This window comes from Methanobrevibacter millerae (assembly GCF_001477655.1).
GTDB classification, from domain to species: Archaea; Methanobacteriota; Methanobacteria; order Methanobacteriales; family Methanobacteriaceae; genus Methanocatella; species Methanocatella millerae_A.
The window spans coordinates 2,206,932-2,233,302 of the sequence record NZ_CP011266.1; the positions used below are offsets into that span (position 1 = coordinate 2,206,932).

Annotated in this window: 31 protein-coding genes; 7 read left to right on the forward strand and 24 right to left on the reverse strand. The window is 35.1% G+C overall.

Going from position 1 to position 26,371, the window contains the following annotated elements; genetic code table 11:
• Position 1: 1 nt before the first annotated feature.
• The 20 genes from SM9_RS09920 to mcrB all read right to left on the reverse strand — a co-directional run bounded on the left by SM9_RS09920 (position 2) and on the right by mcrB (position 16,247).
• The gene (locus SM9_RS09920; RefSeq protein ID WP_058739985.1) at positions 2 to 928 is read right to left on the reverse strand and encodes an NADH-quinone oxidoreductase subunit B family protein; all 927 of its coding nucleotides are present in this window, start codon (positions 926 to 928) and stop codon (positions 2 to 4) included.
• Positions 929 to 944: 16 nt separating this feature from the next.
• Positions 945 to 1,370 (reverse strand): hydrogenase iron-sulfur subunit, encoded by a 426-nt coding sequence (locus tag SM9_RS09925; protein ID WP_058739986.1) that lies wholly within the window; start codon positions 1,368 to 1,370, stop codon positions 945 to 947.
• A gap of 297 nt (positions 1,371 to 1,667) precedes the next feature.
• Positions 1,668 to 2,918, reverse strand: coding sequence for a SufB/SufD family protein (locus SM9_RS09930; RefSeq protein WP_058740352.1), 1,251 nt, complete (start codon positions 2,916 to 2,918; stop codon positions 1,668 to 1,670).
• On the reverse strand, positions 2,887 to 3,642 hold the full coding sequence (locus tag SM9_RS09935) for an ABC transporter ATP-binding protein (RefSeq protein WP_058739987.1): 756 nt from the start codon (positions 3,640 to 3,642) through the stop codon (positions 2,887 to 2,889). Before SM9_RS09935 ends, SM9_RS09930 begins: the two co-directional genes overlap by 32 nt.
• Positions 3,643 to 3,717: 75 nt before the next feature.
• Positions 3,718 to 3,984 (reverse strand): PRC-barrel domain-containing protein, encoded by a 267-nt coding sequence (locus tag SM9_RS09940; protein ID WP_058739988.1) that lies wholly within the window; start codon positions 3,982 to 3,984, stop codon positions 3,718 to 3,720.
• A gap of 59 nt (positions 3,985 to 4,043) precedes the next feature.
• Positions 4,044 to 4,634: an NTP transferase domain-containing protein gene (locus tag SM9_RS09945; RefSeq protein ID WP_058739989.1), complete on the reverse strand. Its 591-nt coding sequence runs from the start codon at positions 4,632 to 4,634 to the stop codon at positions 4,044 to 4,046.
• Positions 4,635 to 4,643: 9 nt separating this feature from the next.
• Positions 4,644 to 6,113: a methanogenesis marker 14 protein gene (locus SM9_RS09950; protein WP_058739990.1), complete on the reverse strand. Its 1,470-nt coding sequence runs from the start codon at positions 6,111 to 6,113 to the stop codon at positions 4,644 to 4,646.
• A 140-nt stretch (positions 6,114 to 6,253) separates the two neighbouring features.
• Positions 6,254 to 7,186, reverse strand: a complete 933-nt coding sequence (mtrH, locus tag SM9_RS09955; protein WP_058739991.1) for a tetrahydromethanopterin S-methyltransferase subunit H — start codon at positions 7,184 to 7,186, stop codon at positions 6,254 to 6,256.
• A 12-nt stretch (positions 7,187 to 7,198) separates the two neighbouring features.
• Positions 7,199 to 7,450, reverse strand: coding sequence for a tetrahydromethanopterin S-methyltransferase subunit MtrG (gene mtrG, locus SM9_RS09960; RefSeq protein WP_058739992.1), 252 nt, complete (start codon positions 7,448 to 7,450; stop codon positions 7,199 to 7,201).
• A 10-nt stretch (positions 7,451 to 7,460) separates the two neighbouring features.
• Positions 7,461 to 7,667: a tetrahydromethanopterin S-methyltransferase subunit F gene (locus tag SM9_RS09965; RefSeq protein WP_058739993.1), complete on the reverse strand. Its 207-nt coding sequence runs from the start codon at positions 7,665 to 7,667 to the stop codon at positions 7,461 to 7,463.
• A gap of 13 nt (positions 7,668 to 7,680) precedes the next feature.
• Positions 7,681 to 8,394: a tetrahydromethanopterin S-methyltransferase subunit A gene (gene mtrA, locus SM9_RS09970; RefSeq protein WP_058739994.1), complete on the reverse strand. Its 714-nt coding sequence runs from the start codon at positions 8,392 to 8,394 to the stop codon at positions 7,681 to 7,683.
• A complete protein-coding gene (gene mtrB, locus SM9_RS09975) occupies positions 8,395 to 8,712 on the reverse strand; it encodes a tetrahydromethanopterin S-methyltransferase subunit MtrB (RefSeq protein WP_058739995.1) in 318 nt (105 codons plus the stop codon).
• 12 nt (positions 8,713 to 8,724) lie between these two features.
• On the reverse strand, positions 8,725 to 9,540 hold the full coding sequence (gene mtrC / locus SM9_RS09980) for a tetrahydromethanopterin S-methyltransferase subunit MtrC (RefSeq protein WP_083495899.1): 816 nt from the start codon (positions 9,538 to 9,540) through the stop codon (positions 8,725 to 8,727).
• A gap of 1 nt (position 9,541) precedes the next feature.
• The gene (gene mtrD / locus SM9_RS09985) at positions 9,542 to 10,243 is read right to left on the reverse strand and encodes a tetrahydromethanopterin S-methyltransferase subunit D (protein WP_058739996.1); all 702 of its coding nucleotides are present in this window, start codon (positions 10,241 to 10,243) and stop codon (positions 9,542 to 9,544) included.
• A 13-nt stretch (positions 10,244 to 10,256) separates the two neighbouring features.
• Entirely contained in the window at positions 10,257 to 11,150 is an 894-nt protein-coding gene (mtrE, locus tag SM9_RS09990) for a tetrahydromethanopterin S-methyltransferase subunit E (RefSeq protein ID WP_058739997.1), read from the reverse strand.
• 253 nt (positions 11,151 to 11,403) lie between these two features.
• Positions 11,404 to 13,059, reverse strand: a complete 1,656-nt coding sequence (mcrA, locus tag SM9_RS09995) for a coenzyme-B sulfoethylthiotransferase subunit alpha (protein ID WP_058739998.1) — start codon at positions 13,057 to 13,059, stop codon at positions 11,404 to 11,406.
• Between the two features lie 5 nt (positions 13,060 to 13,064).
• Positions 13,065 to 13,823 (reverse strand): coenzyme-B sulfoethylthiotransferase subunit gamma, encoded by a 759-nt coding sequence (gene mcrG, locus SM9_RS10000; RefSeq protein ID WP_058739999.1) that lies wholly within the window; start codon positions 13,821 to 13,823, stop codon positions 13,065 to 13,067.
• Positions 13,824 to 13,825: 2 nt separating this feature from the next.
• Positions 13,826 to 14,425: a methyl-coenzyme M reductase I operon protein C gene (gene mcrC / locus SM9_RS10005; protein ID WP_058740000.1), complete on the reverse strand. Its 600-nt coding sequence runs from the start codon at positions 14,423 to 14,425 to the stop codon at positions 13,826 to 13,828.
• A gap of 1 nt (position 14,426) precedes the next feature.
• The gene (gene mcrD / locus SM9_RS10010; protein WP_058740001.1) at positions 14,427 to 14,882 is read right to left on the reverse strand and encodes a methyl-coenzyme M reductase operon protein D; all 456 of its coding nucleotides are present in this window, start codon (positions 14,880 to 14,882) and stop codon (positions 14,427 to 14,429) included.
• 33 nt (positions 14,883 to 14,915) lie between these two features.
• Positions 14,916 to 16,247 carry a coenzyme-B sulfoethylthiotransferase subunit beta gene (gene mcrB / locus SM9_RS10015; RefSeq protein WP_058740002.1) on the reverse strand — a complete coding sequence of 444 codons (1,332 nt, stop codon included), beginning with the start codon at positions 16,245 to 16,247 and terminating at the stop codon, positions 14,916 to 14,918.
• A gap of 474 nt (positions 16,248 to 16,721) precedes the next feature.
• On the opposite strand from mcrB, the gene mmp10 reads away from it, so the two are divergent.
• Positions 16,722 to 17,966, forward strand: coding sequence for a methyl coenzyme M reductase-arginine methyltransferase Mmp10 (gene mmp10, locus SM9_RS10020; protein ID WP_058740003.1), 1,245 nt, complete (start codon positions 16,722 to 16,724; stop codon positions 17,964 to 17,966).
• 8 nt (positions 17,967 to 17,974) lie between these two features.
• On the opposite strand, the gene SM9_RS10025 is transcribed toward mmp10, so the two are convergent.
• Positions 17,975 to 18,898 (reverse strand): methanogenesis marker 7 protein, encoded by a 924-nt coding sequence (locus tag SM9_RS10025; protein ID WP_058740004.1) that lies wholly within the window; start codon positions 18,896 to 18,898, stop codon positions 17,975 to 17,977.
• A 51-nt stretch (positions 18,899 to 18,949) separates the two neighbouring features.
• Entirely contained in the window at positions 18,950 to 19,468 is a 519-nt protein-coding gene (locus SM9_RS10030) for a hypothetical protein (RefSeq protein ID WP_058740005.1), read from the reverse strand.
• Between the two features lie 40 nt (positions 19,469 to 19,508).
• Here SM9_RS10030 and comB point away from each other — a divergent pair, with 40 nt between their 5' ends.
• From comB to SM9_RS10055, 5 genes are all read left to right on the forward strand, one after another.
• Positions 19,509 to 20,201 (forward strand): 2-phosphosulfolactate phosphatase, encoded by a 693-nt coding sequence (gene comB / locus SM9_RS10035; protein WP_058740006.1) that lies wholly within the window; start codon positions 19,509 to 19,511, stop codon positions 20,199 to 20,201.
• Between the two features lie 51 nt (positions 20,202 to 20,252).
• Positions 20,253 to 21,413 (forward strand): TraB/GumN family protein, encoded by a 1,161-nt coding sequence (locus SM9_RS10040; RefSeq protein WP_058740007.1) that lies wholly within the window; start codon positions 20,253 to 20,255, stop codon positions 21,411 to 21,413.
• Positions 21,414 to 21,516: 103 nt separating this feature from the next.
• A complete protein-coding gene (locus SM9_RS10045; RefSeq protein ID WP_058740008.1) occupies positions 21,517 to 21,729 on the forward strand; it encodes a DUF1922 domain-containing protein in 213 nt (70 codons plus the stop codon).
• 17 nt (positions 21,730 to 21,746) lie between these two features.
• Positions 21,747 to 23,072, forward strand: coding sequence for a hemolysin family protein (locus SM9_RS10050; RefSeq protein ID WP_058740009.1), 1,326 nt, complete (start codon positions 21,747 to 21,749; stop codon positions 23,070 to 23,072).
• Between the two features lies 1 nt (position 23,073).
• Positions 23,074 to 24,021, forward strand: a complete 948-nt coding sequence (locus tag SM9_RS10055; RefSeq protein ID WP_058740010.1) for a calcium/sodium antiporter — start codon at positions 23,074 to 23,076, stop codon at positions 24,019 to 24,021.
• Here the strand turns inward: SM9_RS10055 and SM9_RS10060 are convergent.
• Positions 23,980 to 24,855, reverse strand: coding sequence for a TIGR00269 family protein (locus SM9_RS10060; protein ID WP_058740011.1), 876 nt, complete (start codon positions 24,853 to 24,855; stop codon positions 23,980 to 23,982). The two genes, SM9_RS10055 and SM9_RS10060, sit on opposite strands and share 42 nt — an antisense overlap.
• Positions 24,856 to 24,904: 49 nt before the next feature.
• Between SM9_RS10060 and SM9_RS10065 the strand changes: the two genes are divergently transcribed.
• Positions 24,905 to 25,210 (forward strand): MTH1187 family thiamine-binding protein, encoded by a 306-nt coding sequence (locus tag SM9_RS10065; RefSeq protein WP_058740012.1) that lies wholly within the window; start codon positions 24,905 to 24,907, stop codon positions 25,208 to 25,210.
• Between the two features lie 17 nt (positions 25,211 to 25,227).
• On the opposite strand, the gene SM9_RS10070 is transcribed toward SM9_RS10065, so the two are convergent.
• Complete coding sequence (locus SM9_RS10070; protein WP_058740013.1) at positions 25,228 to 26,334, reverse strand: DegT/DnrJ/EryC1/StrS family aminotransferase; 1,107 nt, start codon at positions 26,332 to 26,334, stop codon at positions 25,228 to 25,230.
• Between the last annotated feature and the right edge of the window lie 37 nt (positions 26,335 to 26,371).

Here is a 26,371-nt window from a genome sequence, read left to right on the forward strand (position 1 = left end):
TTTATTCTCCTCCTTTTTGCATTTTCATTGGTACTAATGCTGCAGGTAATGTGTAAGTGTAGAAAGTACCTACAATATCGTCCAATTGATCAGCAACAGTTTCAGGGTCGACTGTTTTATCTTCGTTTACACCGTAGTCAGATGCAATTGCACTGATCATTTTTGCACCTTGGTCTAATACTTTAGAAGTAGGACCGTAACATCCTCTACATTGGATAGCAATGGAAGGACATTCTGCACCACATAATGATACGGTTGCAGGACCCATACAGACTAAACCTTGGGTAATTAAACATAAATCAGGTTCAGGTTTACCTAATTCAAATTGTCTTTTAATGAAGTCCATAGCTAAACCAGCAGGTGGTTTTTCTCTAGGACATACTTCACATAAGTTAGTAGCAGGTAATTCTATAGTTTCACCGTTTAATAAGGTTAAAACTGCTTCAGCCACTACGTCGGAACGTGGTGGACAACCTGGGATAATTAAATCAATATCCATAACTTCACTTAATGGTCTAACTCTGCTTTCTAAGTGAGGTACATCTTCATGAGGGATGATACCTTCAGGGTTAACAGTTGATACGGAGTTAATGTAAGCTTCTTCTTCTAATTCATCAACGGTCCATAAGTTTCCAAGACCTGGAATACCACCGTAGCAAGAACAAGTTCCGTAAGCGATAACCATCTTAGATTTTTCGTTTAACATTTCAGCTAATTCCCTGTTTTCGTCGTTTCTGATTCCACCTTCAACGATAATAATGTCCAATTCAGGTACTTCATCATATTTAGTATCCATGAGAACTGGAGAGAATTCGAAATCAGCTAATTCCATGATATCAATTAAAGATTCGTGGAAATCTGCAATTGATAAGTGGCAACCGGAACATCCGCCTAACCACATAGTTCCTATTTTTACTTTATCTGCCATAAATAACTCCTCCAATTTATCCTTCAACATTTAATTGGTCTTTTAATGGAGCTGGACCTAAATCTTTAATTCTGTTAACCATCATGTTAACAGCTTTAGAGAATTTTTCACCTTCGGATGCGGAAATCCAGTCGTGGTGTACTCTTTCTTTTCCAATTCCCATATCTTCAACCAATTTATAAATTAATCTCATTCTACGATCTAATTTATAGTTACCAGCGTCGTAGTGGCAGTCACCCATGTGGCATCCTGCTACAAATACACCGTCAGCACCTTCTTTAAATGCTTTTAAAACAAATTGTGGGTCAATTCTTCCAGAACACATTACACGAATAACTCTAATATTCGGTGGGTATTGCATACGTGCAGTACCAGCTGTGTCTGCTCCTCCATAGGAACACCAGTTGCAACAAAACATTACAATTTTTACATCATCAGCCATAGAGTTTTTCCTCCTCTATCAAATTTTTTTATTTTATTTTTTGTTTTGAAAAGATTTCTCCTTTCAAACTCCAATTTTAGAATTTTTTAAAAAATTTTAAAATCGTTTTTTAAGACAAAAAGTTTAGGTTTGCCTTAATTTCACAATTTATGTACTTTAATGAGCTAGCTCAGCATAACATTAATGTACTGATTATTATATTACTATAATAATTAATATAAAGGTTACTTAGAAAAAAAAGCCAAAAAGTTTATATACTATGAAACAAAATTTTTAAAAAAATAGAAAAAATGGAATTTACATTCCATCTACACTCATATCAATCATCATTTGAGTTTGAGCCGCCAATTCATCAGGAAGGCCAGTAATATCCATGTTTAAGAATCCCCTTACAATCATGGACTCTGCATCTTCTTCAGTAATACCTCTTGAAGTCAAATAATTGATTTCTTCTTCTGAAATTTTACCGACAGCAGCTTCGTGAGACATTTCAAGATTTGCAGAACTTGCTTCAAGTTCAGGAACAGCATATATCATACTGTCATCAGATAAAACTAAACCATGACATTCAAGGTGTCCTTTAACACCAGGAACAGTACCTGACAAATGCCCTCTGGAATAGATTTTGGATTCATCCTGAGATACCGCTCTTGAAATAACTTCTCCTCTAGCATTAGGAGCATTCAATAATACACGAGATCCAACATCAATAATAGAATCTTTCTTACCTCCCTGAATGGATTGGAAAATTGCTCTTGAATTTTTACCGTCACAATAAGCAGTAGGATAAGATTGGATAGTTGAAACAGGACTGGTTAAAATATAATTGTTAATGTAAGTTGAGTTATCCATTAGTTTAACACCAGTTCTAGGACGTACTTCAACCTGTTCAGCCCAATTGTGAACCATAGTAAAAGTAATTTTTGAACCTGGTTTCAAATACATTTCAGATACTCCGACATGCATTGCTGAAGCCACATCATCACCGGTTGCACATCCGGTAATAAGGTGAAGCTCTGAGTTTTCCTCAGCAATGATTACATTATGTGCTGTCTGCATAATATCCTCATCACTGATGAACATACATGCCTGAACAGGCATTACCTCTTTGGTTCCTGGAAGTGAACGTACAAAGTATCCGCTGGTAACACCACTTTCCTGTTCCCTTAAAGCAGTTTTAGCAGTATATTTATCAGCATCAGGTTTTACAACTTTCCAAAGATAATCATCTAACCAGCTATATTTATCAAGTGCAACTGCCATATTCATAACTTCAACAGAATTGGACATTGAGTTGTTGGTGAATACGTTAGTCTGGTCCATTTGCAAAAATGATCCTGAACGATTGTTTTCTTCAGTGTCAACACCAACTTTCAATAAGGTGTTTTTGGTTTTTTTGTCAACATCATCCAAATCATCAAGTAAATCCAAAGCATTTACATCTTCATCAGTGAAGTTTTCTATTGTAATATCTGCTCCGATTGCAGCTTTTTTATTAATTGCTTTTTCAGCATCACTATAAACATTGCGCACACTCAACACATCCATTAAATCCATTTTTCCTAATATCTTCAAGAATTTCAGTAGGGTTTCCTGAACAGGAAATTTTACCGTCCATCAATACGTGTGCCTTATCGGCACTGACAAAGTTTAAAATATATCCTAAATGAGTAATCAAAAGGCCACTTCTGACTCTGCTTCCTTGAGGCTTATCCTTATCAAGCAAAGTACCAATTTCAGAAGCAAGCAATTCAACATTTTCAATATCCACACCGGAATCCGGTTCATCAAACATGGTAAAATCAGGCATTTGGGCTAAAAGCTGCAAGATTTCAGACCTTTTAACTTCCCCACCGGAAAATCCGAAATTAACATCTCTATCCAGGAATTCATCGCTGAATTTGAGTTGAGTAGCCAATTCTTTCATTCTAGGGTTCAATTCCTCATCCATATCCTGATGGGATTCTATTTTAAGCAAGTCCCTTACAGATACACCTCTGATTGAAGGTGGAGTTTGGAAACTTACACCAATACCTAACTGTACACGTTCTGCAGTGGATAAATTTGTAATATCCTGACCTTTAAATTTAATAGTACCATTTACGACATTATATTGAGGAAATCCCAATATAGTTAAAAATAAAGTACTTTTTCCAGCACCATTTGGCCCTAAAAGAACATGGGTTTCTCCTTCTGCAATTGAAAGGTTTATATCTTTTAAAACCCTTTTTCCCCCGACTTCAACAGCCAAATTTTCAATTTCAAGTAACATAAAATATCACCTAATATTAATTAAATAACAATGTTTTATAATAAAGATTAAAAAAAATAGAAAATAACTGAAAAATTATTCAGTTACAATAATGAACTCACCGACTTTTTCCACTTTAGCGAAAGGAACTAACAATAAGTCTCCATTTCTTTTAGCACCTTTTACATGAATATTGCGATCTGCTTCTACACGGATTGCAATATCAACAATTTTACCTGTCTTTTCGTTGATAATAAGTTCATCCAAAACACCAAGTATACGAGCATTGTTGGTTGCTACCTGGTAGTTTCTAATTTCACTCCATAATTTTTCTTCTCTTTTAGGAATTTGTTTATTTTCCATCAAATCACCTGATAAATATAATTAAATTATTATGTATTATATATTATTTTTCATCATATTTAAAAGTATAATTTGTTTGCAACATCCGCATCTTGAAGCGTATTAATATTAAATGCAAGCTCCTGTCTATTAATAACCAATTGAGTCTCATCCTGCACTTCATTAATACTCTTTAAAATATTAACACCAACAGGAACCAAACCCTGATACTCATATTCATATACCATGCCCAAATCATTAAAAATATCTACAGGAATGAGTGTGGACAATGCAGGTTTGTCCTGATTAAAATAAGAATTTAAAATATAGTCAATGCATTCACCATAAATGAAAGGCAGATCCGCATTAATAAAAAGCAGTATGTCGTTTGGAGATTTGCCTTCAAAAAAATCCAAAATAAAAGACAAATCATGCAAATAGTCAACACCTGGAGTGTCTAGAATTTCATAATCAAAATCTCTTATGTAATCTCTGGTTTTTGGAGTGTTTGGACTAGTGGCAATAATTATTTTTTCAACTAATTTAGAGGAATTCAAATTGTCAAGTACATATTTAATTAATGGTTTATTGTGTAATTTAAAAAGAGGTTTTTCGACTGGAGTTTTGAGTCGTGTTCCTCTACCTCCAGCCATCACAATTGAATAAATCATAACAAACCACTAAGCGAATTTGCCGCCAGCCATTTTCATACGATCTTTCAATATGCATCTGCCACCTTGTTTACCTCCAATAGGAACTTTTGGAGTACCCATTGAATTCATACAACGTGCCATAATAGCAGAACCTAATGCAAGACCATCTTCAACAAAAACAACATTTTCAAATTTATCCTGAACAGCCTCTAAAATCAATTCAGGTTTGCGTCCCGTAATACCTGCCCTTCCAGTAATACCTAATGCAGAACCTGGAACAATAACATTTTCCTTAAATGCAACATCCAATACACGGGTAACAATGTTTGTACTTACATAATCCAAAGTGGAAAGTAAAGTACCTACACCATCCTCATCATAGAATTGTGCACCCAATTCCATCAGTTCCGGAAGTTTATCTCCATTGAAACCAACATCACAGCCTATTAATGTGGTACCTGCAGCATCAGCGGCAACAGGATTTACCGGAACAGTACCGAATCTGTCAACGTCCATAGGAACTTTTTGAATATTGATTAATTTATGAGCTTCCAATGCATTGGCTTCAGCTTTTTTCTTATCTCCTTTCTTAGCATCTTTTTCATTGTATAAATCTAAAGCTGCACCATTTTTCTTATCGATTTTACCTGAACCTCTAGCCAAGGAATCACTTACAACACCTGCCAAACCTAAAAAGTTTCCAACAGTGTTCGCATAAGGTTCATTATCGTTAACTATACGACCTGCCAAAGTGGAACCAAAATCCAGTGACACACAAGGATTTCTATAGTCAACATCTGTCCATTTAGCACCTAATTTAATACCTGCTGTTACAAGTTCACCTTCCATCTCATTTGCAACTGTTTCTTTTCCTTCAGGAGGAACAACACTTACAACAGCACCGTCAAAGAGAATGTTTTCCAAAAGGGAATGTTTTTGCAATCTTTCAGGAAGCTGTGAAATACCCATTGCAGGAGACATCTTACGTGGAGGAATATCCGCTTCAAGACAACCGTCAGCAAGAGCAATAATCAATTGACCTGCTTCCTCAGCAGTTGCAAAACCTGCAGTAACACCAGTAGATCTAACAACAAAATCCAAATCTTCGTCTTTATCGACATGACATTTCCTTAAAGCTTCCAAAACAGTATCACGAACAAGCTCAGTTACAGCCTCTTTGGAAAGTTCAATACCCCAAACAGTTTTACCGAAAACTTCCTCATTGGCTTTAGGCGGTCTGATGTCACGAGTCATTTTAACAGTTTTATTTAACAAATAAGACTCGCTGGTGTTCAAATTAGTAGCCATAACAATACATTTGGTAGTAGTGTTACCTAATTCAACAGAAGCTGTCACATAAAAAACATCAGGCTTCTTAACAGCACCAGGACTTGCGGGTCCTGCTCTTTGAGCTTTTAAATTTGCCAAATTACCTTCTTTAGAATGAGCAATAATAGGCTTAGGACCTTTATTAAAAATTTTACTTAAAAAAGACATTATTCAACCTCTCCAATATAAAGTTAAATAATAATCTATTATTAAGATAATATAAATTTTATTAAAATATTTTGAAAAAAAGTAGTGTAAAATAAAAAAAAGATTAGATGATAAAAATCATCTAATCAGGACCCCTATATCTATAATAATTTGTTAATTGGGTGGTCTTCTACAGGTTCAGTACCGATATCTTTTGCTGCTTCAGCAATCATGATATCAGCCATACCACAAGCAGGGAATGCGAGTCTTGCGTTTTCGATAGGTCCAAAGAGAACGAAGTCTCCTCCAGCCATTTGTTGAACAATGTTGGAACCTATATCACAGACAGGCCATGCTTCTTTGTGTTCTTTTTTGTATCCTCTTAACCAGTCCCATGCAGATGGAACGTTGTGGATACCTGATCCTACTGGGTATCCCCATTTAGCTTTTACTGCGAAAGAAGTTCTTACTGCAGGACCAGCACCTTGACCTAATGGAGTAACTGCTACGTCCATGAATGGTTTAGTAATACCACATTCATCAGCCATTTCAAGAATACCTTTGTCAATAACATCTCCACCGTCTTCCCAAATTTGGATTTTACCTTCTACACCAGGGTTCATTGGGTTGAAACCTAAGAGAATGGAAGCATCGATGTCGGAGTTTTTAACTGCTTCAATTTCTTCAGCTTCTGCAGCCATACTTAAAGAGTTGTATACAGCTCTTTCACATAATCCGACTTCTTGTACATATTCTACACCTGCAATTTTAGCAGAAGCTGCAGTTGAGTCAATAAGGAAAGGTTTGTCACAGATGTCTCCAACGAATTCTAAGTATTTTACCATAGCTTCCGGAGTAGCACCGAAAGTTTGTACAACACAAGGGTTTCCGGTTACATCAGACATTTCTTCCATTGTTTTAATTCTTTCTTCAGCAGCATCTTTATCAAAGATACCTTCTTTTTCATCACTAATAATGTTATGTCCGCCGTAAAAGATGGTTCCTGCTAAAACGGTAGGATATTCACCAGGTTGACCTCCCATTTTCATACCAGCAACATCAATGACGAGTTGTTCTTTATCAAATCTTAACATAAAATAATCCTCCTATAAAAGACTAGCTAATAATGTTTGGAACATTGATATAGCACCAAATTTTATAGATACAATCAATATAAATAATCCAAGTATAATACCATATAAAATACCAACATCTCTTCCTGTTTGTTGTCCTAAACGTTGGTAGTATTCACCAACAGTGAAATCAACTTTTTCTTCAGCATCATCTAATTTGCTAGCTAAATCGTTGAATTCGTCTGCTGATACCATTACTTGAGGTATTGAATTTTCTTCACTCATTTTAACACCTCTATAATCCACATGCTCTTGCAATGAAAGGAATAATAACTACTAAAAGGAGAGCAAAACAAATACCTATAGCAATTCCTTTTACTCTGGTTGCAAGTAATCCTGCGAAAAGTTTACCTTCCCTTGCAATAAGTTTTGAGCTGTATTCAGCTTCTTCGGAAGCTTTTTTAATTCCGCCTACGTTAGGTTTATTAGAAATTTGCACCATAAATTATTCCTCCTTATATCAAGAATAAAAATCCGATTACTAAAGTGAAGATTAAACCGATCATTATACCTTGGACTTTACCAGCATAATTACCTGCCATATTCCTTTGAACAGCACCGACCATATCAATTTTAGTATTGATATTTCTGATTCTTGCTTCAATAAGAGCAGTTTCAGCAGAAACAACTTTCATTGCTTCTCCTTCGTCTTCATCACCGTCATCATCATCTACGGAAATGACCATAGCTTCTTCTTCGAAAGCACCAGGATCTTTTTCTACACATTCATTAATTTTAGATTGGATAGTTCCAATATCTTCAGTATCGATTAAGTCAACAATTTCTAATTGTTGTTGGAATCTTTCAACACCATCTAATGGAACATTTTCTACAAATGGAATAGCACCAGTTGCGCCAATAATTTTCTTTTTATCCGGGTCAGCACCATTTTCATGTAATGCTTTGAAACTTTGACCGGTAATGTGTCCTTGCACTTCAGCACCAGCCAATATTAAGAAACGGATATTAGGATTAGAAATGATATTTGCTACAACTTTTTCAATTCCTAAGTTTTCTGTTTTACATGGGCCTGCAATAGCTGCTCCAGATAATTCAGCTTCAATGTGAGAAGCTAAAGTAGTTACTGCAACAGGACTTTCCGGATCACCTACAACGTAATCCCCACTGATAACAGGCCAGCCGTCTGCAGGAGCTTTTTTATCAGCCATCTAGATACCCCCGATTGATATTGCAGCGAATATGACAAATATAGCAATTAAGAATCCGTAAACAATGTTAGTTAATAAACCTGCAGTAACATAGGAACCTTCCCTTCCAGGGTAAGCTCCAGCAGGACTGGAATAAGGATCTAATGCAGCCATTAATTCATCTGCAGCTGCTTCTACTTTTGCAACACCTTCACCAACTTCATCCATAGATAGGAGAACAACTCCTGAACCTAAAGATGATCCGATTACCCCAGTTACAGGGTCATATGCGAAATTCATTTCAGGTACAATTTGTACCATAGGTAACATTTGAGCCATATTTAATTCCTCCTATTCATCTACTTTAGGCCATAAACCAGCCCATCTAGTTGATGCTGCGTCATTACATGAAGCTTGTACGAATGCTCTGAATGAAATAACCCAACCGATTAAACCTACTAAAGTGACTAAGAGAGCGCCTAATCCAGCACCGATGGTTGACATTAAACCTACAATAGTCATTGATAAGAATGCGGTTGAAGCAGCACATTTTAAAGTTCTTACTTGATCTTCGTTTGGTCCTAAACATGCGTTGAATGGGTGTTGGATAGCCATAGTACATAATATGAATAATACAGCAATGAATCCAGAAGCAACAACACTTTCATAAATAGGCATCATATTGAAACTACCTGCAATAGCTACAGAAAATGCAAAGATAGATATACATGCAGCACCAGCAATTTCAATAGTACATTGGAGCATGATAGGGATTTTCATACCTACAATTTTAGTTGCAACAATAGCAATAATAGCACCAATAATAACAGCAACAACGAAAGCTACAATAGGTCCTGCAATAGGCATTTTAAGAATAGTTGCTAAACTGAGACCAGTTAAAGCTGAAATAACACCAACAGATAATGACATGTAACCGATAGATGGTACACCAGTACCTAAACCGTAACTTGCTACTCTACGAATAGCATCTGATCCCCATACGATAGCGAGAACAGCACCAATTGCTGCAATAACTGGACCAATGATACCTCCTACGATACCACCTAAATAAATACAAATTAATCCACCAACGATACCTAAAGCTAATAACATAGTTGAGCTTACTGCACCTGCAGCTGCACCGTCAGCACTTCCACCAGCAGACATTTTATATACCTCCTGTTAAAATAACACAGAAAATTCCGAGAACGACAGATGCGATAGCACATGCGAGTGCACCAGTACCAATTCTTTTGAATTTAGGGTCGTGCATACCTTCAATAGTACCACCAATGTTATATGAAGCAATAACAGAGTTGATGAAGAAAACACCTACACCTAAAATAGCAGCTAAACCGATACTTACAGCAGGATCAGTTACAAAGGTACTATCATTAACAGCAGTGTTAATACCATAGTATACTAATCCACCACCGAAACCACCAAGGAGACCTCCTATAAGACCACTTACAAATGAAGTAGTAGGTACACCGTGACCTTCGGTACCAGGAGTTTTGTATGCTTCTTGGTTACGTTTGGTAATCCAGTCAACAGGTACTTTAGATGCTGCAGGTACTACACCTACACCAAAGATGTAGATAAAGTTAGCTATAAGCATAGTAATACCCATCATGATCATAGCACCTATTGCACCACTTATACATATTATATAAAATGGTTGACCAGACATAGATGCAGCAGTAATAAGACCAGTTAAACCTGCACCAGCAGCTAACATAGCAGTACCAGTACCTACACCGGTAGCTGTAGCCATTGCCGCAGGAGCCCCTCCTACAGGAATAAAGTGCACACCAGCACCAATCATAATACCGCCTATTGCGATGAATAAAATTAAACTAATTGGATCCATAATCGAAACCTCCTTATTCTTCCTCATATGGTCCGTATTTATTTCTTGCAAATACTTCTAATCTGTCATTCATAATAATTAATAAAATAACGATTATAATACCTACAATAATACCGCCAGTAATTCCAAATACTACTGTATTCCAGAAACTAAAGAATACAACGAGACCGAAACAGAAACCAGTTAATGGTCCACCGAATTTAGCACAGAAGTTTACAACATCCATAGAGTTTTTAGCACCTAATGGAGCTTTAGTAACGATATCCCCTTGAATAGCTACAGGAGTACCTCCACCAAATTCGAATTTTTGATATTCACTTTCTGCACCATAGTGAACATCCCCAGTTGAGGAACCGATAGCTCCTAAAGCAATACCCCAAAGCATAGCTAAAAGAGGTAATGGGAATACGTGTAATGGGCCAGACATACCAGTTGGAATAATCATTAAGTAAGAAATTCCAACAATACAAAAACTAGTTATAAATCCGTGACCTACAATAGGTCCTAAAGATTGTGATAATACATCCATAAATAATGGTTGTTCGAATTGTGATTGACCAACAATCCTACCCATGTGGGATGTAACAGTATAAATTGCGTGAACACAAGCAGCGACAGCAGCACCAATTGCAATAGCGATTACTGGGAATCCAGGAACCATACCAAACATTGAAATTAATATATATGCAATAGCACCAGCTACACCACACCAAACACCATAAGCGACCGGTTCACCAGAAGCCGCTTTGTTTATCATACGGTGTAAATGTCCCATTTGTGGAGCAAGTTGAACTTGTGAGTTAGGGTTACTTTGAGAACCGATATCAGATTCTAAGTCCTCTGCAGCCCCTCCGATAGTAGCAACTGCACCCATTAATGCAACAACACCTAATGTTACAGGGTCCATAATTTTTTTCCTCCATATTTTTTATTAAATTGATCATTTAATAAACGTGAAAAGAAACATTCTTTTTGAACATTTCATGAAGTGATTTTTATTCCATTAAAAATCACGAGTAATAAAAAAATTATTATTACTAAGTATAATTTTTTTAATATTAATATAAAAGTTTTACTAAATAATTTTAAGGTTTACTTAAATTTTTGAAGAAAAAATAAGTAGATGAAATTAATCATCTACCTATTTAGTGTTTATCTATCTATTTTGCTGGAGTGATTGCAGTTCTTTCACCTGCAGGTTCGAACTCTCTTAATGCACCTTTAGCAAATTCAGCACGTACTTGGCTGAAGTCGAAGCATAAGTTTTTGTCAGCAAATGCGATTTTGATTAATGGGTTGAAAGCCCAAGCGTCTCCACGAGCTGCGTGAGGAGCTTGTGCGATACCAGCGTATTCACCTTGGTGACCTACATTCATTGCGTAGTTAGGATAGTTTGGTCCTCTCATTTCGAGTGGTAATCCTTCATCGTTTCTGATGGAGAATACGTTAGCAGCACCACATTGATCTTGTAAATCGTATCCGTAGAATCCTAATCTGGAGTGTTGTTCTTTGTGTAAGTACATAGCTAAGTACCATGCACTTAAACCAGTTTGTGCATTACCAGTAGCGAATGCAGTGGAACAACCAGCAGCTGCGGAAATAACGGAAGCTCTTTGAGATCCACCGAAGTGGGTTTCAAGTAAAGCTGGGTATTCTTCGTATTGGTCTAATGCGTAGAATGCTACTTCAGTACCAACATCTAAAACAGTGTCCATGTTGTTAGGTGCGGAACATAAGTCGCCGTATTTGTCTTCGACGTAGTCTTTACCATAGTAGGTGAAGTCGTCTAATACATTATCAGTATATGCTGCAGTAGCATATTGAGTGAATCCTACACCACCAGACATGTAAGAACCTAACCAAATTTGGTCGTATAAAGCAGCACCTAAAGCTACTACTTCTAATGAGGTTTTTACAGGGTCATCAGGTGAGACTCTGGAAGCTTGACAGATATCTGCCATGAATCCGAATGGAACTCCACCAAGTTCGTTTTCTGCTCTTGCTCTTCTTACAGGTAAGTAAGTACCCATGTGAACAACTTCTGCGTGTTTGGATGCGTATGCGAAGTCACCAGTAGCTCCTTCACCAGCACATTGGTTGTATGCTGAAATCATTGACATACCAATTTGCATTGCAGACCATCTGGAAGTGGTACCACCGTCACAAACTCTTCCTACGATAGATGGAATTCTTACAGCTTGCCATACAGCTCCGCCAACTTCAGCTTTTAAAGCTTCAGCTTGTTCTTCAGGGAACTCTTTGTTGATGTCCAATACAAATGCAGAGTCAATTTCGTCTGCTAATTCGTCGTCACCAGTAAATACTTTAACATAGGAATCTTGTACTACTAATGGGTCGGTTTCTACCATGTGTTCTTGAACAACTGCTGCACCAGGCATAGCGTGGTTTACAGTTTCTAAGTAATTGGTAATAGTTTCAGGAGTAACTTCAATACCTAATCTTTTTTCAAGAACGTTGTGAGCAGTGTTTAAACCTACGATTACAGTTCTTCTAATGTCATCCCAAGCTTGTTGGATAGCTGCGTTGTTAATGAAGTGTAAATCGTCACCTTCAACGAAAGTATCAGTAGTAGATAATTGGTAAGACATTAAAGCTCTTTGACCTAAAGGAGTACCAATGTCTGGGTTGTACATTGGAATTCCTCTTTTCTCAGCGATTTCTTTACCTTCATTTACAAATGCAGTTTTTCTTTCAGATTGAGTCCAACCACCCATGTTATAGAATTGGGTTGTTTTTTCAGTTGGATCTTCACTGAATTTTTGTTTCATTGCATCTAAGAATTTTTTATCAGCCATGTTAATTACCATCCTGCGTTTGGATCAAATGCACCAAAGGATCTGGAAACGTGAATATTGTGTAATACTTCAACAGCTTCTTTATCATCTTTGTATGCTTCACCATCTATTCTGTAAATAGTGGTTTTTGCTTTTAATGTTTCTTCGTCTAATGGTTCACCTAAGACTACAGGTTCGTCTAAGTCGACACCAATTTGGTCTCTTACCATTTCAACATTACCGGTTTCTTTGTTGAATACTTGTCTTCTGAGCATATCAAACATTAAACCGTTTTCATCTAATCTTAAGGAGTGACCGTGTACACCTGCACCTCTAATACCAGTTCTTGCGGTATCGAAGTATTCAGTTTCTAATAAGATTTTGGATAATCTTTCGATATCTCTTTCTCTTGCTTCGATTACTTGTCTTCCTGATAATGTACCGGTATCAATTCCTCTCCATCTGCATAAGTAAGATCTAGCTCTTAAGTAAGGTTGAGCTGGAGCGAAGTACATGGAATCTACGAATTGAATGTATCTAATTCTGTCCCCTGCTTTTGCACCATCAATAGGGGTTACTAATTCTCTTACAATGTCGTCAGGCTCATCCATTTCATCTAATGGTGGGTGAACAGATTTGTATTCTTCACCTGGAGCTCTGTGACCTAATATTTTTACTACGTCTTCATCAGAGATTTCTCTTAACTTTTCTAACTCATGTTCAGGGTTACAAAAGTTTCTTCTATTTTGAGCAACCTGAGAAGTACCTGGATAAATTTGTACCATAATTATGCATCTCCTAATGCTAATTTAACTTTTCTAATAATTTCATCTAATTTTTCCTGTGAAATTGTTTCACCACGGATAACGCCTGTAACAATATCGTCAATAGTACCTTCGGTTTTAATATCTTCATCTTTTGGCATGACTTTAGAAGTTTTTACTCCAATTTTAGCAAAATCTTCATGGTCAACTGGTGATTCACATATGATAATACAGTGTTTATCAATGTTCCTTAGAATTAATCTTGCTTTGTAAATAATATGATTTGCTACTCCACCTAAATGAATAACCAATAACTTGAAATTATCCATCTGCTGAACTTCACGGTCAGTAAGACCGAATAATGTTCCACCAGCAGCAGGAGCATCATGAGGAACACCCGCACCAGCATTTAAAACCATAGTACTTGTTAAAACATTAGCTTCACGTAAACCAAAAGTAATTTCACAAACAGGTTTAGTAATGTGTCTACGTCCAGGAGACATAGCTACTGCACATACATCAGTACCACATTCAGCAAAAGTCCCCCTTTGAGCAAGACTTCCGCCTTTTCCCATACCGCTTGTTTCCCTACAATCAACTACGTGAGTACAACGTCCTATCATATTAATCAAGAGTATCCTTTTTAATAATTTTCACATGGTCTTCAAAACTTGAATATTGATCAGTCATTCCAACTAACTCATCTGGTAAATCTATGTCACCATACTTAATTCTATCAGAAACAGTTGGTTCCTTTCTGATATAATTAGTTCTAGATTGGTTTATATCAAAACCATAAGGAATATTCTTTTTGCAGACTTCCTCTATTTCTTTTATAGTAGATTCCATTGATAATTCAACAAAAATTCTACCTGTTTTAACTTGTAAAGCTACATCTTCACCATTTACAGTGATTACTCTACGTTCACGATATTGTGGAGGTAAAGTCTCTTCTGTTTTAGGGAATCTTGGACCATGAATAACAGTCCTTTTTACATCATCTATAGCTTCCAAGTCATTCAACAACTTTTCAGTTGTATCGCTTCCAAGAACTCTATGAGGAAATATTTCAATATCCATAGTAAAAACCCAAATTAGATTTGTTTAAATTAATTAGATGTCACCTTTAATTTCTTCAGCTGCTTCTGCAACAGCGTTGATAGGTTCTCTAAATTCATCAATTTGACTGTATACTTCTTTAATTAAACCAGAAGTTGCTTCTGGTGAAAAGAGTTGTGTTCCTGCATCTAAGGACATAGCAGCAGCTACACAAGGGATACAGAATCCTTTACTGTGTCTGGTTACAACGTGGTTACCGTTGAATAAACCAGGACCTCCTCCTCCGTAAATGGAGTGAGAGAAGAATGAGAATCCTACAGCTACACCTTCTGCTCTACCATAGTCGATACTTGGTAAACCAGTTGCGAATTCAATGTTGTCGTTGAAGTATAATAAAGTAGATGGTACACCTTGAGCAGCACGAGCAGCACCGATGTTAACCATGGTTGCAGCTACAGCACCAGCAGCAGCATATGCGTTCCATTTAGCTGCGTCGTCAGTGTTGTAAATAGAGAAGTCAGTTAAATCTTTTTGAGGAGCGATAACTCCGTCAGCTTCTGCACGAGCAATAGTACCTTGTACAATACTACCAACAGTACCTTCTTCTGCATTGTCTTTTACTAAATCCATTACTAAATTATCAGCGTTTAAACCTTGGTAAGCTAAACCTAATAAGTGTAATCTTTCATAAGTACCTACTGCATCACCCATTTCAAACATAGCAGTTTGTTCGAAGATTGATGCTAAAGCGGTTGCTTGGAAAGTGTTTTTCAAAGTAGCAGCAGCGAAGTCGTTTGCTTTTACACCTCTTAATGCATAACCTGCACCTTCGAGTTTTTGTGGAATGTCTAACATTGTTGCAATGTTAGATCCTTTGTAATCTACAGATTGAGGATATCTACCTAATACTGCAGCTTTTACGAAGTTTGCGTCGTAAATACTTACATCACATACATCGATAACAGATTGTACTAATGCAGTTGCGGTTGCTAAAGGAGCAACAGAGTATTCAGCAGCAACGTCAATTCTTTGAGTTGGTACTTGTACTAATAACCTTTTTCCTCCGGAAATTGGTTCTACAGTAGTGTCGTCACCTTCAGAAATTTGAATCATTTCTTTCATTTTTTCTGCGATTGCGCCTGAATTAGCTACAATATCGAGATCTAATTCTCTACCTAAGATTCTAGATTTGTCTCCACCAACAGCACCGGTTTTAACGGATTTTTCAAGTCCTTCTAAGTTTACTGCAACAGTTCTTTTAACACCTTTTACGATGTTTTGAATTGCAGGGTTTCTGAGTGGACTTATAGCTTCGATTGGTACGTCAGATGCAATTTCATTGCCTCTATCATCGAATAAATCGATTTTATCATCAAACTTTGCCATTTTTTCCCTCCTAAATAAATAGAGTTTAACTAATATACCACTCTCAATGGTTACAATTTTTCACCAAATTGAGTAAAGCTACAAAGCAAGTTTTTGCAAATAGCCAGCCATATGGTATACAAATTTATCTTTAATTAAGATATAATATAAAGATTACCCTCAGAAATTTTTAGAAAAGTTTATAAAGAATAATATCACAAAAGCGATTTAAGAAAAAAGAGATGAAAAGTAATACTTTTAAAAATTAATTTAATTTAGTTAAAATAAATATAAATAATAAATTTAAATTAATTTAATTAAAAATTAAGTATAATAATTTAAATTTAATTATAAATAATAAATTATAAGATTTAGGATAAACTAATAAATTTAAAAAATTAATACTTTTATTAATGTTTGTAATAAATAATACTTTTTTTAATACTTTTTCAAGACAAATCTATTTATATAATACAAAACACAAAATTTAAGATTATGCATGTAGTAGCAGATGTTGGAGGAATACCTGGAAAAGATTGTAACGGTTTTTGCAAATACTGTTACTTCAGGAAGGTAAAGGAAATTAAAGTTTTTGGCTGTGCACACTGTCTTCCAAATAAAGTCGGTTGTGAAAGATGTTCCAAAGGCGTAGCTGACTCCCAAAGTGAATTCAAAAGTCCCTTTGAAGTATTCAGCAATGTTCAAAACACAATAATGATGAATATGGGAATGGGTGAAGTAATAGCCGATATCAGCGGAGGCGGAGACATAAGCTGTTATCCACATTTAGAATCATTGACTGCGCAATTCAACCAATTTTCAATAAAGTCACACTTGGGATATAGCTGCGGCAAAGGAATTAGTGATAGAGAGATAGCTTCCAGACTGATAAATAATGGTGTTGAAGAGGCTACATTCACAGTATTTTCAACAGATCCGAAACTTAGACAGCAATGGGTTAGGGACAAACATCCCGAAGAGGCACTTAATGCATGCAGAATATTTTGTGAGAACATTAAACTGACTGGTGCTAGCGTAATCATACCCGGCGTTAATGATGGAGACGTGTTAAGACAGACGTGTGATGATTTGGAAAGCTGGGGTGCAAAAGGATTCATATTAATGAGATTTGCAAATACATTTAACGAAGGATTGATACTTGGAAATGAACCTATCCTAAAAGACCACGAATCCCAACCGGTAGAGGAATTTGGCCAACTAGTCAAAGATTTAAATAATGAATACAACTTCAGAATTACGGGAACACCACTATGCGATCCGGAAACCGGCGGACCATTTGCAATAGCTAAAGATGAAAATCAGATATTTTTACAGTTCATCAAACCGGTCACAGGTGAAGCAACAATAATCACCTCAAAAATAGCTGCACCATATATACAAAACATCTTCGATAAGCTTGAAGTTGAAAGTGTAAATGTAGTGGCTGTCGAAAAGGAAATAGCATGCCTCATCACCAAAGAAGATTTGGAAACACTTGATTTGAGTGAGATAAAAGATGCGGTTATACTTCCAGGCAGATCATTTGTTCACCAGCTTGACGCTGAAAGAATTTTAAGTGCTGATGGAATAGAACGCATTGTCGGACGTGGCCCTGATACATTAACTGTAGATGGAGAACTAAGCATTGACCTAACCGACGAAAATGTTATAGAACGAGAACTGGAAGACTTTAATGACTTGGTGGATGCGATTAATTTCTTCGGAATGAGAAGACTTTAAAAAAGAAATTAGTTTGAGTCCTCAATAAGAGAACTTTCACTATTAATCTTTACTAAAATGTAATCATACATTTTAGACTTTTTAATTTCTGCAATTTCAGATAACTTTTTACCGTCAATGACAATATTTTCAATCAGTTCATGGTATTTATCATAATTGATTTTTACACGTACACCATCAAGCTGAGTAGTTACCGGTGCAGGAGAGATTACATCCTTTATTTCAGGAATTTGATTTTCAATTGCATTTTTAACAACAATTGAAGGTACTAATGGCGGATCAAGATTCATTTCACGTTTTTTATTATTTAGAATTTCTTCAATTGTTTCAACCAAAGTATCCAATGCTCTGATATCAGGTCCTCTTCTTAATCTCCTAGGAATTCTTCCAAGACCGCCAACATAAGCATCAGCTCCAGGAAGTTCTTCTATTGGAATATCAGGTGCTCCAGTTACAATTACTGGAATGTTAATATCATCATATAAAAATGCTTTAGTTTTGATGCATGTCTCAAAACTTCCAAGTGCAAATACAGCAATGTCATGTTCTTCAATCAATTGTTTTTCCTCTTCAGAAATACCTGAAGTTCCCTTACCATCACCCCTAGCAAGACCAATCATATTATCTTTTGCACCATATTCACGCAAATATTCAGAAATGTCACATGCCGCATGAGGCAAATGATGTCTTGCAAGTGTAGGAGAAACAATAGCTATTTCAGAACCAGCCATAGGGGCTACACTAAGTTTTGCCAATAACTCTTCAGATTTCTCTTCTATCTTATTTACATCATTTAATGGAACGGCCATATTCAATACCAATTCCATTTGCATAATATTGTCTTGAAGAATGAATCCGCCCAAATCTTCAATCAATTCCTTGATTTCTTCACTTTTGTGAACTCCACCAGTAAATGTTAATGTTTCATACATTTTAATACTCTCACATAAAGTCTATAGTAATATTAATTTTTTAAATTTAATCTATATTAACTTTTCCAAAATGGAATACCGAGCTTCGATTCTTTCAAAAGGGTTTTTGGATACGACAGTGTGTGATGGAATTTCAACCAGTTGGGAGGTCTCATCTTTCACTTTATCTGCCAAATAATCAGGATAGATTACATAATCATAATTTTTTGAAGTTATTTCAAAACCAATGTTTAAAACCATATCCTTTAAAAAATTGGAATATACCTTTACTTTAACATGTGAATTTTCATGATTTTCCAAATACTTCACACAAAGATTATAGTTCTTAAAAAATTCTAAAATTTCCGCATCAGACAATTCATTTTTTAATTTGGAAACTTCTTTAATACTTTCAAATAACTGTGAAGGAGTATTTAACTTGATGGCCAATGAATTCATTTCAACTTTGCTTTCAGACAGTAAAATCGCCAAATCCCCATCTTCCAAATCAGGATTTTTATTGACTTTATAATCATTTATACCCGCAAGCATTACAACCTCTTCACACATTGGTGTTGTGACAATTCTCATAGTATAATATTATATAAAGCACATTAATATATAGTAAACTATGAAAGTAACACTAAGTTTTGAGGAAAGTATAAGCAGAGATGTTTCAATAATGATTGATGTTTTGCGTGCAAGTACCACCATAACTACTGCTTTAGATAAATTTAATCAAATCATCCCTTGTTTTACCCCAGAAGATGCATTTAAACTTAAAAAAGAAACAGGAGGAGTTATTGCAGGCGAACGTAAAGGAGCCAAAGTTGAAGGTTTCGATATTGGAAATTCACCAAATGCAATCTTAAACTTTAAAAGTGACTCAAAAATATTGATATTGACCACAAGCAACGGCACCAGAATACTTGAAAATATGAATTCCCAAGTATTGATAGGATGCTTGAATAATGCCGAAGCTGTGGCCGAGGCAAGTATCAAATTAGCAAAAGATCATATCGACCTGGTCATGGCAGGAGTTTGGGGAAAATTTGCAATTGAAGATTATTTGGCTGCAGGAGAGATAATTCACCAAATATCAAAAAAATGCAGTGACTGCGAAATAGATGAATATGCAAAATCCGCCATATTGGCAAGCAGGAATCCTAATCTGGTTAGAGATGCATTTTTTGATTCAACATCAGGACACAAGCTGAAAAATCTTGGATATGAAAATGACATAAGCTATGCATTATGCCAAAATTCAACTAAAAATGTTGGGTTATATAAGGGTAATAGTATAAATAAGATTAAGTTTAAATAATTGTAATTGATAAATTACATTTATATTTAATTTTTTAAGAGTGTTATATTAATGAGACGTGAATGTTTAACAATTATTGGTACGGCCCACGTATCTGCTGAAAGTGTTGAAGAAGTAAAAGATAAGATTTATGAGATTCAACCGGACAGAGTGGCAATTGAACTTGATTTAGCAAGATATACCAAGCTTAAAAACTCAATGATGGGAATAGAAGAAGACGACAGTATTTCAGTTACAAAAATAATTAAAGAAAACAAAGTGGGATTATTTTTAGTGACAACAGTGCTTAGTTATTTCCAATCAAAAATAGGTGAGGAAGTGGACGTTGCCCCAGGTTCAGAAATGGTTGGTGCAATTGAAGCCGCAGAGGATTTAGGAATACCACTAGCTTTGATTGACCGTAATATCAATACAACATTGGAACGTGCATTAAATAGAATGTCTTTTATTGATAAAATTAAATTTTTAATTGGATTGTTGACTACAGATACCGATGATGAAGAAATCGATATTGAAGAGTTAAAAAATCCCGATAAACTTGATGATTTGCTTGAAATGTTTAAAGATGAAGCACCAGGAATATATGAAGTATTAGTTCATGAAAGGGATGCTTATCTCGCAGGAAGCCTTTTGAGAATCCCTGAAGATAAAGTAGTGGCTGTTGTAGGTGCAGGCCATCAGCCAGGTATTAACAGATACCTTGACAATCCTGAAACAATACCACCACTTGAAGAACTGAATAAAATAATAGATAAAAAAGGAATCCCATGGACAAAAATAATACTTGCGCTAATACCAATTTTGTTTGTTGTGATATTTTTTCTGGCATTTCTTAATGGGATAAATATTACGTATAATATTTACCAATTTATTGGAATTAGTATGCTTATGGGATTTTTAGGTTCAATATTATCCGGATCAAAAATCCAGTCAGCAATTGTCGGAGGATTGGTTGCTCCATTAACTATTATCCACCCGCTTCTTGCAGCAGGATGGTTTTCAGGATTGACTGAAGCAAAATACAGAAAAGTAAGGCAAAGAGACATTAAGAATTTAGCACACTTTGATGGTTTCAGAGATTTATGGAACAATAATATTTTTAGAGTTTTGCTTGTTGTTATTGGAACAAACCTTGCAGTCAGTATAGCAACATTGGTTATTTTGCCATCACAAGTATTCATTCCACTATTTATGCAGATATTCGGTGGATAATCTCCATAAATTTTCAATTTTTTTAACTAAATTATAATTTAATAAAAAGTTTTTTATACTTATAAAAATAATCATTATATACTAAATTTTAAGGAATAATAATATGTATTATATATTTCGTTGTGACTGTGGAAGAGTTTTATATGCAAAGGAAGGTGTTGCGACCAGAAAATGTGTATGTGGAAAAACACTAAAAGTTAAAGGTCGAAGAATATTTAAAAAAGTAGAAACAAGAGAAGAAGCTTCCTATGCAGTCCAGAAAATGCAGGACGAAATATATGGAAACACTGGTTTTATTAAAGCCAGTGATTTATAATTTAAGGTCTGTTAAAAATGGCTGGAACAATATTAGAAATAGTAATAATTTTAATTTTAATAATACTTACAGGATATTTATCAATGGCAGAGCTTGCTGTTGTGTCGGTTAGAAAAGCAAAAATGCAAAAATACATCGATGAAGGTAATGAAAATGCACAAATAGTTTTGGATTTGCTCGAAGATCCGAATGAATTTTTATCAACTGTTCAAATTGGAATTTCACTCATTGGTGTATTAACTGGGGCTTTTGGTGGAGTAACACTTGCCGAACCTTTAGCCAAACTTATTTCATTTGTACCATACAACGGACCGATAAGTGTTATAATCGTCGTAGTGGTTACAACATATTTGACATTGGTTGTTGGAGAAATTGTACCTAAAGTAATTGCTTTAAATAATCCTGAAAGAGTTTCTCTCAAAGTTGCAAAAAGTATGATTATTCTCTCTAAAATATCAAAGCCAGTTAGTTTTATTCTTGCAAAATCAAGCAGTTTTCTTTTATGGTTAATGAGAATTGAAAATAGAAATGATGATACCGTTACAGAAGAAGAAATCGAATTAATGATTAAAGAAGGAAGAGAAGATGGAACCATTGAACAAGAGGAAGAAGATATCATTAAAAGGGTTTTCAAACTTGATGACCAGAAAGTTGAATCCATCATGACTCCACGTAATGAAATTATTTGGATTGATTTGGAAGATTCAAGAGATATCAATAAAGTTAAAATCATTGAAAGTAAAAGATCCATTTTCCCAATAGCTTCTGGAGAGCTAGATGATTTTATTGGAGTTGTTCAGGCAAAAGATATTCTTTCTTTAATGTTTAGTGATAAAGATTTTGATATTAACGCTATCGTTAAAGAGCCGTTAGTAGTATCCGAACATTTAGAAACATTGGAACTTCTAAGAGAATTTAAAGAAAACCAGGAATATGTGCATATGTCCCTTGTCGTTGATGAATTCGGTAGTGTTGAAGGATTGATTACATTAAACGATTTGCTTGAAGGGATTGTTGGAGACATACCTGGCATTGATGAAGATGATGATCCGATTGCTACCAAAAGGGATGAAAATACATGGTTAATTGACGGTAGATTCAGCATTGATAAATTTAAAGAATTATTTGAAATTGAAGAGTCATTTCCAGATGAAGAAGAAGATGGATATACTACTCTTGCAGGTTTTATTTTAAGTATCAGCGGTACTGTACCTGATGTTAATGACAAATACCAATGGGAAAGATTCTGCTTTGAAATTGTTGATTTAGATGGACATCAAATCGACAAAATTCTTGTAACTGATTTAGGTAAAGATTATACAACAACAGAAGAGGAAAAATAATATGGATTTTATTGGAATTGGAATACAGTTTATTTTATTGATTGTTGGATTTGTACTTTTGATTAAAGGATCAGACTTTTTTGTTGACGGATCAAGTAATATTGCATCAATATTAAAAATTCCTACACTAATTGTAGGTCTTACTATTGTTGCTTTTGGTACAAGCGCACCCGAAGCTGCAGTCAGTATTACCTCATCACTTTCAGGAAATAATGCATTAGCAGTAAGTAACGTTATAGGGAGTAACCTATTCAACATGATGCTGATTATAGGTTTATGTGCACTTCTAAGAGAACTTAAAATTGGTCGTGATGTATTAAACAAGGATTTGCCATTTCTTGTTGTGATAACCGCAATATTATCTGGATTCATCATTATTGGATGGAGCATTTCAAGAGTTGAAGGAATCATATTATTCTTATTAATCATTGGATATGTTTCATATCTTGTTTATAGTGCTAAAAACACCAAAGAAGCACAAATTGTTGAAAAACCAAAAATGAGTCTTTTAAGAAGTATAATCTACATTGTTGGTGGTGTGGCAGGTATCATAATCGGTGCGGATTTTGTAGTTGACAGTGCATCATATATAGCAATTGCATTCGGAATGAGTGAAACATTGGTAGGTTTAACTATTGTTGCTATAGGTACCTCTTTACCAGAACTTGTTACTTCACTTACTGCTTTAAAGAAAGAAGAAAATCAATTAATCATAGGGAATGTGATTGGTTCAAACATCTTCAATATTCTATTTGTACTTGGTGCAAGTAGCATAATAAGCCCAATCACAATAAATCCGAATATGATAGTAGATATCGCATTAATGCTTGGAGTTACAATATTATTCTTCATATTTGGTAAAACACAAGATAAATATGATAAAAAAGAAGGATTTATACTTGTAGCATTATTCATCGCATACATGGCTTTCGCAATCATGAGAAACTAGCTCTTTTATCTCACAGGCCTTACAAATATTGGATGAAGTTGGCTCGCCGCAAATTTCACATTCATTTAAGTTAGTGGAAATATCATTTTCAAAGACTAGAATCTTTTTAAATGATTCCATTATATTATTTTTTAAACCAGGATATTTATCTTCATTGACATTTAAAAATTCTTTAATTTTTGCTCTTAATGATAAATGGGAATAGGGACATTCTTCAAGATGAATATCAATATTATTTAGAACTGCCCATAATCCAACATCTTTTTCTGGAGTATTCCATAACGGTTTAATTCGTGGAACAAGTTTAGGATGGATAACATCAAGTTCCGGTCCAAATTTAGAAAATTTTATAGTATCACCTCTGGCAAAACTCATCAAAAATGATTGGATTTCATCATCCAAATTATGGCCAGTAGCAATTTTATCAGCACCTACATCATATGCGGTTTTATTTAAAATATTTCTTCTAAAGACACCACAAGGAATACATGCACTTTTAAAATCAGAATATATATCATCTAATGTAAAACCTTCTTCTTCATAAAATGATTTTTGAATTAATTCAACACCCAAATCCTTAGCGTTATTAACTGCAGCATCAATTCCATGGGATCTATAACCTTTTATCCCTTCATCTACACTTATAGCTACCAAATCAAAATCTAAAAATTCCTGATATCTTTTTAGAGCATGTAATGTTAAAACACTATCTTTTCCACCTGATAATGCAACAGCAATCATTTCATTTTCCTTAATTAATTCATAATCTCTAATCAGATTATTGATTCTAGTAAAAATCATTTCATTAAATTCATCATTGTCAAATTTTGCCATGACAAATGATTTATAATTAAATTAATAAATAATTTTTTGAAGTGATAATATGATAACTTGTGATTTTGCAATATTGCCTGTTGGATGTAATTCAACAGAATGTAAAGACTATGTAACTGCTGCAGTGCAAGTAGTAAAAGATTCTGGACTAAACTGTCAATTAACTGGCATGGGCACCCAAATTGAGGCTGAAAACTTAAAAGATTTGTATGACGTGATAGCTAAAGCCCAGGAAGCAGTTTTTGAAGTGGGAGTCGGAAGAGTTTATACAGTAATAAAAGTTGATGACAGAAGAGATATGGAAAATAGAACTTTAGATGCTAAAATAAAAACAGTAGAAGATATGTTAGACTAAAAGTCAAATTATGACTTTTAATCCATTTTTTTAGAAGCAGTTTTAACCGCTTCAATTACTAAATCCAAATCATCACTAGTCAATGATGGATGCACAGGCAAGGAAATTACACTGTTAGCAACTTTTTCGGCATTAGGACAATTTCCAGTGAATCCTAATTTTTGATAGATTGGTTGATTGTATAATGGTATAGGATAGTGAACGCCAGTGCCTATTCCTTCTTCAGTTAAAATATCAATCCAATCATCCCTGTTTCCTTTTTCAACACGTATTGTGTATTGGTGATATACATGTATTGAACCTTCTCTTGCATAAGGGGTGATAACTCCATCGACATCGGCTAAGCCTTCATTCAGATATGCTGCATTTTCGGCCCTTTTTTTGTTGAATTCATCAATTACATTTAATTGTGCAAGTCCAATAGCTGCAGAAATATCAGTCATTCTAAAGTTGTAGCCAATATCGTCATGATGGTATTTTACACGAGACCCATGAGCTCTGAATATATGTGCTTCCTCAACGAATTCCTCATTATCTGTAGTAATCATACCACCTTCGGAAGTGGTCATGTTTTTAGTTGGATAAAAACTGAAACATGCCATATCAGCTAAACTGCCTACCTTTTTTCCGTTATATGTTGCACCATGTGCCTGAGCTGCATCTTCAATTACAATCAAATCATGATCCTGTGCAATATCACAGATTGCATCCATTTCTGCAGATTGACCATACAACTGTACCGGCATTATGGCTTTTGTTTTATCAGTTATTAATGATTCAATGCTTTCCGGGTCTAATGTATATGTTTTTAAATCAATGTCACCGAAGACCGGTTTTGCTCCAGTGTAAACAATTGAATTTCCACTTGCAATGAAAGTAAATGGAGTGGTAATTACCTCATCACCATCACCAATTCCTGCAGCCAATAAAGCAACATGCAATGCTGCAGTACCGGAGTTAGTTGCAACACCATAATCTGCACCAACCCATGATGAAAATTCTTTTTCAAATTCTGAAACTTTTGGTCCTTGAGCAATCATTCCAGATTTCAAAACCTCAACTACATTATCTATTTCTTCTTGTCCAATTATCGGTTTTGCTATGGGAACTTTAATATCTGACACAATATCACCTTTTTAAACTATACTAATATTTAAATTT